We start from the raw sequence: 8,205 nt of genomic DNA on the forward strand, positions 1-8,205 counted from the left end.
GGACGAACATCAATTTTGCCACGGCTTCTGGTAGAAGCAAAAATTACGCTATTGCTAATGCGTGGCTTTTGTGGGCCCCTTTCGAGGGTAACCATATCGCGCGAGGCTGTGCTGGACCGCCGTCAACAAAAACTGAAGGCACTATGAAAAAACTGAAATTTACAGTAAACTGCAGGCAGTGGGTTGTAGGAGGCTACGCATGACTTTGCCGGTGACGGTTGCCTATGGCGATGGGATAGGCCCAGAGATTATGGAGGCCGTGCTTTTTGTTTTGAAGGAGGCTGACGCGGGAATCTCTGTTGAAACTGCTGAGATAGGAAGTGCTCAGTATAGGCGCGATTGGCCGTGTGGTATTGCTCCCTCTTCGTGGGCGTCAATCCAGAGGACGAAGGTTTTGCTGAAAGCCCCAACCATGACTCCGCAGGGTAAAGGACACAAGAGCTTGAATGTAGCGCTGCGTAAGCGCCTTGGTCTGTACGCGAACATCCGGCCAGTTGTGTCTTATCACCCTATCGTCCCCTCTGTTCACCCCAATCTTGACATAGTGGTTGTTAGGGAAAACGAGGAGGATACTTATTGTGGAATTGAGTATCAACTATCAGAGGATGCGTACGAGTGCACAAAAATTGCCACAAACTCTGCGTCCTTGAAGATTTGTGAGCGCGCGTTTTTATATGCAAAAAGCAACAATCGCTCCAAGGTGACTTGCCTTGTTAAGGATAACATCATGAAGCTAACCGATGGAGCTTTTAGGCGCGCGTTTTTGGAAGTTGCTGCCATGTATCCGGAAATTGAGGCGGACTGTTTCATCGTGGACATCGGAATGGCAAAAGTTGCCTCTCAACCCGAGAATTTTGATGTGGTGGTAACGACAAACTTGTTTGGGGATATATTGTCCGATGTAGTAGCGCTAGCAGCTGGGTCCATAGGGTTGGCTGGAAGTGCTAATATAGGTGATACATATTCGATGTTTGAGGCTGTTCATGGTTCTGCTCCCGACCTTGCAGGTAAGGATGTAGCTAACCCTTCGGGGCTGCTCAACGCCGCGGTTCAGATGCTGGTACACCTAAACAGAGCTGACAGGGCGGTAACAATATCTAACGCTCTTCTGAAGACTCTGGAGGATGGGATACACACAGCTGACATTTTTAACCCACAAACGAGTGTGCGCTTGGTCACAACAACGGATTTTGCCCGGGCAATCGTTAACAATCTAGGCTCAACACCATCGCAGCTGCGTGGCCTGGCGGTGAAACTGCAAAGTGCTCGTTGTGGAGTAAAAACACATTTTCCCGCAGCGCAAAGGAGGACTCTTGCGGGAGTGGACTTGACTGTGCGCTGGGGTGAGGAAAGTAACAAGCTAGAAGCGTTGGCTAAGGCGTGCGCAGAAGCTGTTCAGCAACCATTTCAACTGGCGCTGATTTATGCAAAAGGTATGGAGCTGTGGCCGGCTGCGCCCTATTCGTGGCCACACACTGACCTTGTAACCCTTCGGTTTATGTCGCCAGAACAAACAGAAGGGGACGTGTCGGTGTCGCAGCTTATTCAGGGCGTGGAAAGTTTAGGTCTTACAACGGCAAAAATGGTGAAGTTGTACACGTTTGACGGGGTCGAGGGGTTTTTCACTCCTTAGTAGCGACATAGTCTGAGTGCTTGTGTAAATGGTTTAGATATGGGAAGATGCCAATATACCAGTGAATATGTTGCAGGATCTTAGTCAGCAATCTGTGGAGTGCTTAGGAGTAAGTGGTGCTCTGTGGAAATTGAGCACTCCTCCATATCGGGATGTTGTAGCTATAAGACAACGGTTTGGTCTAACGGAAGTGGTTGCGCAAGTTTTGGCTGTAAAGCAAATCCCGCTTGAAGACATAGGAAGTTTTCTTAATCCGACATTGAAGCTTTTGCTACCTGATCCGTTTCACTTGCTGGATATGGACAAGGCTGTGGCACGGCTATGTTACGCTCTTGCAAACAATGAATCCGTGGTGATATTTGGTGACTACGACGTTGATGGTGCAACATCTTCCGCAATGTTGAAACGCTACCTGAACAATATTGGAGTCAAAGCCACAATATACATACCTGACCGAATAGAAGAGGGTTATGGACCAAATTCTGCGGCGCTTATCAATTTAAAAAAACTGGGACACAGTCTTTGTATCACGGTCGACTGCGGAACTGTTGCTCACAAACCACTAGCTGCAGCGAAGGCGTGTGGGCTTGACGTCATAGTTGTGGACCATCACATGGGATCTGACATACTCCCCGATGCTGTTGCCGTGATAAATCCTAATAGATTGGATGAGTCCTCAGCTTATACGTATTTGTCAGGAGTGGGAACCTCTTTCATATTGCTTGTAGCACTACATAAAACCCTCAGGCAGCGTGATTTCTTTCGCGGCAAGGAGGAGCCCGATTTGATGCGCTACCTCGATCTTGTGGCCTTGGGAACAGTTTGCGATGTTATGCCAATGCTGAAGCTAAATCGTGCATTCGTAAAACAAGGTCTCAGAGTTCTGGCGGAACGTAATAATGTTGGACTCCGAGTCTTATCCGATATTATAGGCATAGATGAACTCCCTACTACCTATCATCTTGGATTCAGCATCGGACCACACATCAACGCTGGCGGCAGGGTTGGAAATTCAAGTTTGGGCGCCAGGCTTTTGTCCAGCGACGACACATTTGAATGCGCCAGCATTGCCACTCTACTGGTTAAGCTAAACGCGGAAAGAAAGGAAATAGAAATGGCAAGTTTAGTAGAGGCCACTGCACAGGCCGAACAGCTTGTTGCGGCAGGAAAAAAAATCATAATGGTGGCGGGCAACTGGCATATGGGCGTCATTGGCATAGTTGCCGGGCGCTTGAAAGAGCGTTTTTTCTTACCTGCAATTGTTATATCACTTGGCGACAAAGACATGGGAAAAGCGAGTGCGCGATCGGTACCTGGAGTGGATATCGGCGCAGCGGTTTTATCTGCAAAATTGGAGGGAATAATACCAGAAGGTGGAGGACATGAAATGGCTGCAGGGTTTTCTGTACATCGGGATTCCATTGACCGTCTGTATGAGTTCTTGCTGCAAAAAGTGGCACACATAGAGATACAAAAGTACTACATCGCATCAGGTGTTTTGGCAACAGAAGCAGTTTCGACACGCCTTTGCAGGGAACTGCAACTTTTGGAACCATACGGAACCGGCAACCCTGAGCCAAGATTCATATTAAAAAACGTTAGAATCAAGAATCCGGCTATAGTGGGGGCAAGTAATATAAGGTGTTCAATCGATGACGGAAGCGGCATTACGGTAAGGGGAATCTGTTTCAAGTGCATGGGATCTACGCTGGGCGAGGGGTTATTGCGTCAAACCCGCTGCGTCAATCTCTTAGGAAAAGTGAGCATGAACTACTGGCGTGGTAATGAGTATGTCCAGTTTGTAATAGACGATTTAGCTGAAGTTAATTAGTGCTAGAACCGGCGTTGTCCGACGCTTAGCATGGACTAATCCCTGAAACCGCAGCTCATCTCTTCAGTGGGGAGGCTCGTAATGTATTGTGCAGTATGTAAATGCCTCTTGCCCTACAGTGCAGTGCATCGTAGTAAACATTTCTCTATAGCGGCCAATGCACTACGATACCACAGTCCGCTCACTGCCTTTTTCAGCAAAGATATGGCGCTAGGCGCCCGTTCTATATTAAACGAAATTTACTGATTTGTACGCATAAGTTTGTTAAGATCAGCGAAATACTAGTAGTATCAGGATGACACAAAAACTAATCGATGCCCCTGCGATAAAGCTGATAATAGATGTATTGGAAAGGTACAATGGCGACACAAGATTGGTTGGCGGCTGTGTCAGAGATGCCGTTATCGGTAGAAAAACCACGGATATAGATTTGGCGACGACTCTAGTGCCACAAGCAGTTCTTGCAGCCTTCGCTAAACATAACATAAAAGCTATACCCACAGGACTTAAACACGGCACCATAACAGCTGTAGTTTCAGGTACCACATATGAAGTAACCACACTTAGGAGAGATAATGGGTGCGACGGACGCCATGCATCGGTAGTTTTTACAGATAACTGGATGGAAGACGCGTCACGGAGAGACTTTACATTTAATGCCCTATATTGCGATAAGCATGGTAAGATCTACGACTATTTCTGCGGCATACAGGACTTGCGGGACAGGAGGGTAGCATTCATAGGAGATGCAGCAACACGCATCAATGAGGATTTTCTCCGAATACTTAGGGTGTTCAGGTTCCATGCGTCCATTTGTAGCGATAAGGCACTAGAGAGGGACATAGTTAGCGTCTGCGGGAGGTATGCTAAAAATCTGTCTCTTTTGTCAAAAGAACGAATTAGAAGTGAATTTTTCAAGCTCTTATCTTGCGCTAACTGTGCCGGGACCATGACGACTATGCAACAATGTGGCGTCTTAGCACAGATTATTCCAACAATATATCATATCGATCTCACTCCTTTGCACTCAAAGCACCTGGCTTGCAGGCACCCTATCACAAAACTTGCAGCAATTTTAAAAAGCACGAAAAGTCCGGAAATAGGCCAGTTTGTAGATCACCTATCTGCTCTTTTTCGGCTATCTAGAAAAGAGAAAAAATTACTGGAGATTTTCCTCAGCACAGACTTGAATCTTCCACTATCAACTGCTCAGCAACAAAAATACATGAATGAATTTGGGGTGGAAACATACATTGACCTCCTAATTATCAATTTTCTCAAGAGTCACGGAATACAAGAGAATATGTTATTGCAACACATAGAAAAAACAGCCTGTTTTAAGCCCATAAGAATGCCCATCACCGGGAAAGATTTGACAGAAATCGGATTCAGAGAGGGAAAACTCGTGGGTAAAACGCTGGAGGCTTTGAAAGCAGTTTGGGAATCTGACCCACAGAACACAACAAAGGCTCAGCTCATCACATTAGCAAAAAGCCTGCTTGGCTAAGCCCCTGCGGAGAATAACTTCTCTATAACCCAAAGATCTGGACTACTGCAAGTCCAACAATTCATATTCGCTAAAGAAGAACCCGATTTCTTTTCCCGCGTTTTCCAAGCTGTCAGATCCGTGAACACAATTCGCGTCTATGCTTTCAGCAAAGTCTCTTCTTATTGTGCCTGCCTTTGCCGCCATGGGATCAGTAGCCCCCATCACTTCTCTGTACAAACTGACAGCACTCTCCCCTTCGAGCACTTGAACCACAACGGGACCAGACGTCATAAACTTTATGAGGTCCGGAAAAAACGACCGATCTTTGTGAATAGCATAAAACTCTTCCGCCTGCCGCTGGGACAATGTACACATTTTCTGCGCAACTACCCTAAGCCCTGCCGCTTCTATGTAGGAAATCACCTTCCCTACAATTCCACGCCCAACCACATCAGGCTTTAAAATAGAGAGTGTTTTTTCAATCACAGTGAGCTCCAAAGCATAAAACGGTTGATGCTAGCATATCTGTACTTAAACAAGCAAGTGTTAGCAAATCTTTCATCTAATATTCAGCGCATCTTCCCTTCTCCCTGTGATATTGTCGATTTTATTGCTAATTTAGCATACTATCCACGGTTTTACTCTCATAAGCACACGTTAAATAACTGTTGCATTGCTATAATGTATGATTTATCCTAAGTTATCTGAGTAACACATGGGATAATGTTTATGACTTCTCAAGCACAAAACCAAAGTTCAATCCCTATAACAGTGGAGGGAAAGGTGAGGCCCCACCCAGTTGATGAGTATGTAGGAAGAGAGATAAAGAAGCAGCGTATCATGAAGGGAATGAGCCAGAATCAGCTGGCTAGTAGATTGGGAATTACTTTCCAACAGGTACAAAAGTACGAAAAGGGAACAAATCGTATAGTTATTAGCAGATTGTATGAATTGGCCAGGGTTTTGGGTATTGAAATCAACGATTTAATATCTAAACTTCAAAATGACCTGCGCTCGATAACCGAAGGAACTGATACATCAGGAACATCATTCTTAAAAGACGGTGATGAGACATCCTTAGAGGAGTTCAACCACAACTACAACGACGGTAAGGAAGTTCTGATGCTTGTGAGAGCATATCGTAAAATTAAGAGCGAAAAAATGCGTGGTGCAATACACACATTAGTAAAGGTAATGTGTGCTGAGCAATCTAGCAATGATGATTATGAGAATTCCTATGTAGATTCAGATTACGAATCTGGGACAGGCACGGAAGATTAGTTAACATGCGATAAGTTCGCCAGGACCCTGTTCCTGCGTATCGGAAGTGCTGGTATGCGGGTGGCTTTTCTTTATGGTTTGCGCTGCCCGCATAGTACGGTTACCTTTTGGTGCGCTTAGTACCAGTGAAAGTTGCCCTACTCTCCAAAAAACACCACGTAAATCGGTGCTTCACCCAAATTATTTAAGAACTCCTTTATGTTAGACCTATAGAGAGAAAAATCGTGTCTATGTTCTTTGACACATGATCACGGTGCTTCTATGCTACGAACTGTGGAATATGTAAGGTGTCGGTGTATAAGTGATGAAGAAGAGAATCCGGGTTTTCGCGTTTGCAGTGTTCATGCTTGGGTTGCCCTCCGTATCATTTGCTTCTCCACAACCCGTGGATTTTTCGTACCACGAGGGTGCATCCGGCTTTTTTGCCAGCGTTCAGTATAAGTACGGTGCACCCTATTTCGGAAGCCTTACACTGGAAAGCGGCGGGAAGACTCTGAATCTTGTGAGCGCGGTGCAGGAAAAGAAACCCCCGGAAGCCCCCGCAGCTGACGAAGCTGCTGGACCTGCCACCCCTGCTCCCTCAAGCCCTGAAGGGTTTGGTTCATCTACCGATGATTTTCAAGGTAGGTACTCGCCAACCTATTTAAAGGACGCAGGAGCCTTTTCAATAACAGCGGGTTATACCACCGGTATTATGAGATTTGAAGCAGAGGCTATGCGTTCGCGTTTCCAGGTAAATGGCAGTAAATGGAATCCTGTAGAGAACGCTTATATATTTGCCGCTGCTAAACCCAGTGAGAATATATCGTACCCTGCTCAGATACTGGAGGCACAAAAGTACTTCGTCACCTTGGAAAACAGGGATGTTGCCATCACTTCGCTGGTGGCAAATGCCTGCTACGACATGATGCCAGCAACCTCTAGCATCGCACCTAGTGCGTGCGTGGGTGTAGGGGTTAGCTTTGCCAAACTGTTAGGTGTTCTGGAACAAAGGCTAACCTATCAATTCAAAGGTGGATTGCAATATTTTGTCGGCAAAAAGACCGTCATCTTCCTATCTGGATACGTATCCACAATAGGTGGAAGGAAAATCTCTCAGGTAAAGGTGAAACATCGTTTGCCCACGCCTCAGACCGCGTCAGTTGGTGCAGAAGGCAGTGGATCAGGTGCTGCTGCAACATCTTCTGCTCCCCCAGCCCCCATTCACCTGTTGTACCCAGATGCAAATTTATCGCTAGCGTACTACGGGTTTGAGCTTGGGGTGCGTCTTGTTTTCTAAGGCAGAGGCTCTATAGCGGCTGCGCACACAGGGATATCGGCGTTGATAGGGAATATTACAGACAGCTGTTGCTGCGGCGATGTTCTGGCTCTTGATCTGGTGCACCTTGAGGTTGCGGACCATAGATTACTAATCAATCGTTAAGCTACGCCATTAAATTGCAAAATATATCTTCTGTTCTCTTGACTTAATTCTTTTTTAGTATAACTTAGTCAGTGAGCTGGTTGCATGCCTGCCCCTGTCTGTGTACAAAATGGGGTGAAGGTATTGGGATCGGGGATGTTTTTGTATTGGTGGTCACGGAGTGGCGTGTTGCTTCTAGGAGTTGTTTGGGTTTGGTAGCGGCTTGTGTAGGGGGGGTATAGCATTGGGAGCTGCAGGAGCCGGTTTGTGTTGCTGGTGATTGGAGGATTTTGAGCCACGGTGGAAGGTGAGTTTTGATTAAGTGGGAAGTTTAGTTTTTGGCTGAGGATGGTAGCTGGTTAGATGCTGTGCTTGCTCCTGGTTGAGCTGTGGAATGTGAAGCTGGTGTCGGTTGGTGAGAGTACGGGGGAGTCGAGGAACACTGTGGAGGTGTGCTGCGCGCGGGAAAAAGGTGTGTGGCGAAGGGAAGCTATTGTAAAAGGAAGTGAGGTATAAAGAAATGAAGGAAAGAAAACTTGCGCTAAGTGGAGCGGTGGCGATGACAGTTT

The 8,205-nt window shown here is 46.4% G+C and carries 8 protein-coding genes; 7 read left to right on the forward strand and 1 reads right to left on the reverse strand.

Going from position 1 to position 8,205, the window contains the following annotated elements:
• The 4 genes from ANPL_RS04765 to ANPL_RS04255 form a co-directional block, all read left to right on the forward strand.
• Window positions 1–203, forward strand: a 203-nt coding sequence (locus ANPL_RS04765; protein ID WP_236822818.1) for a hypothetical protein, incomplete at its 5' end; no start/stop codon positions are given.
• The gene (gene icd / locus ANPL_RS04245) at window positions 200–1,633 is read left to right on the forward strand and encodes an isocitrate dehydrogenase (protein WP_169193492.1); all 1,434 of its coding nucleotides are present in this window, start codon (window positions 200–202) and stop codon (window positions 1,631–1,633) included. The genes ANPL_RS04765 and icd, both read left to right, overlap by 4 nt.
• A 67-nt stretch (window positions 1,634–1,700) precedes the next feature.
• Complete coding sequence (recJ, locus tag ANPL_RS04250; protein ID WP_169193493.1) at window positions 1,701–3,464, forward strand: single-stranded-DNA-specific exonuclease RecJ; 1,764 nt, start codon at window positions 1,701–1,703, stop codon at window positions 3,462–3,464.
• Window positions 3,465–3,759: 295 nt separating this feature from the next.
• Window positions 3,760–4,971, forward strand: a complete 1,212-nt coding sequence (locus ANPL_RS04255) for a CCA tRNA nucleotidyltransferase (RefSeq protein WP_169193494.1) — start codon at window positions 3,760–3,762, stop codon at window positions 4,969–4,971.
• A 42-nt stretch (window positions 4,972–5,013) separates the two neighbouring features.
• Here the strand turns inward: ANPL_RS04255 and ndk are convergent, their stop codons facing one another.
• On the reverse strand, window positions 5,014–5,439 hold the full coding sequence (ndk, locus tag ANPL_RS04260; protein ID WP_169193495.1) for a nucleoside-diphosphate kinase: 426 nt from the start codon (window positions 5,437–5,439) through the stop codon (window positions 5,014–5,016).
• Between the two features lie 237 nt (window positions 5,440–5,676).
• Here ndk and ANPL_RS04265 point away from each other — a divergent pair, with 237 nt between their 5' ends.
• The 3 genes from ANPL_RS04265 to ANPL_RS04275 all read left to right on the forward strand — a co-directional run bounded on the left by ANPL_RS04265 (window position 5,677) and on the right by ANPL_RS04275 (window position 8,152).
• Window positions 5,677–6,234, forward strand: coding sequence for a helix-turn-helix domain-containing protein (locus ANPL_RS04265; protein ID WP_169193496.1), 558 nt, complete (start codon window positions 5,677–5,679; stop codon window positions 6,232–6,234).
• Window positions 6,235–6,538: 304 nt separating this feature from the next.
• A complete protein-coding gene (locus ANPL_RS04270; protein WP_169193497.1) occupies window positions 6,539–7,513 on the forward strand; it encodes a P44/Msp2 family outer membrane protein in 975 nt (324 codons plus the stop codon).
• 486 nt (window positions 7,514–7,999) lie between these two features.
• Window positions 8,000–8,152, forward strand: coding sequence for a hypothetical protein (locus ANPL_RS04275; protein WP_169193498.1), 153 nt, complete (start codon window positions 8,000–8,002; stop codon window positions 8,150–8,152).
• Window positions 8,153–8,205: the final 53 nt, after the last annotated feature.

The sequence above is a fragment of the Anaplasma platys genome, assembly GCF_012790675.1.
Taxonomy (GTDB): domain Bacteria; phylum Pseudomonadota; class Alphaproteobacteria; order Rickettsiales; family Anaplasmataceae; genus Anaplasma; species Anaplasma platys.

Coding starts and splice junctions, on each gene's coding strand:
- icd (WP_169193492.1), top strand. CDS start 200: ATGACTTTGCCGGTGACGGTTGCCTATGGCGATGGGATAGGCCCAGAG.
- recJ (WP_169193493.1), top strand. CDS start 1,701: ATGTTGCAGGATCTTAGTCAGCAATCTGTGGAGTGCTTAGGAGTAAGT.
- ANPL_RS04255 (WP_169193494.1), top strand. CDS start 3,760: ATGACACAAAAACTAATCGATGCCCCTGCGATAAAGCTGATAATAGAT.
- ANPL_RS04265 (WP_169193496.1), top strand. CDS start 5,677: ATGTTTATGACTTCTCAAGCACAAAACCAAAGTTCAATCCCTATAACA.
- ANPL_RS04270 (WP_169193497.1), top strand. CDS start 6,539: ATGAAGAAGAGAATCCGGGTTTTCGCGTTTGCAGTGTTCATGCTTGGG.
- ANPL_RS04275 (WP_169193498.1), top strand. CDS start 8,000: ATGCTGTGCTTGCTCCTGGTTGAGCTGTGGAATGTGAAGCTGGTGTCG.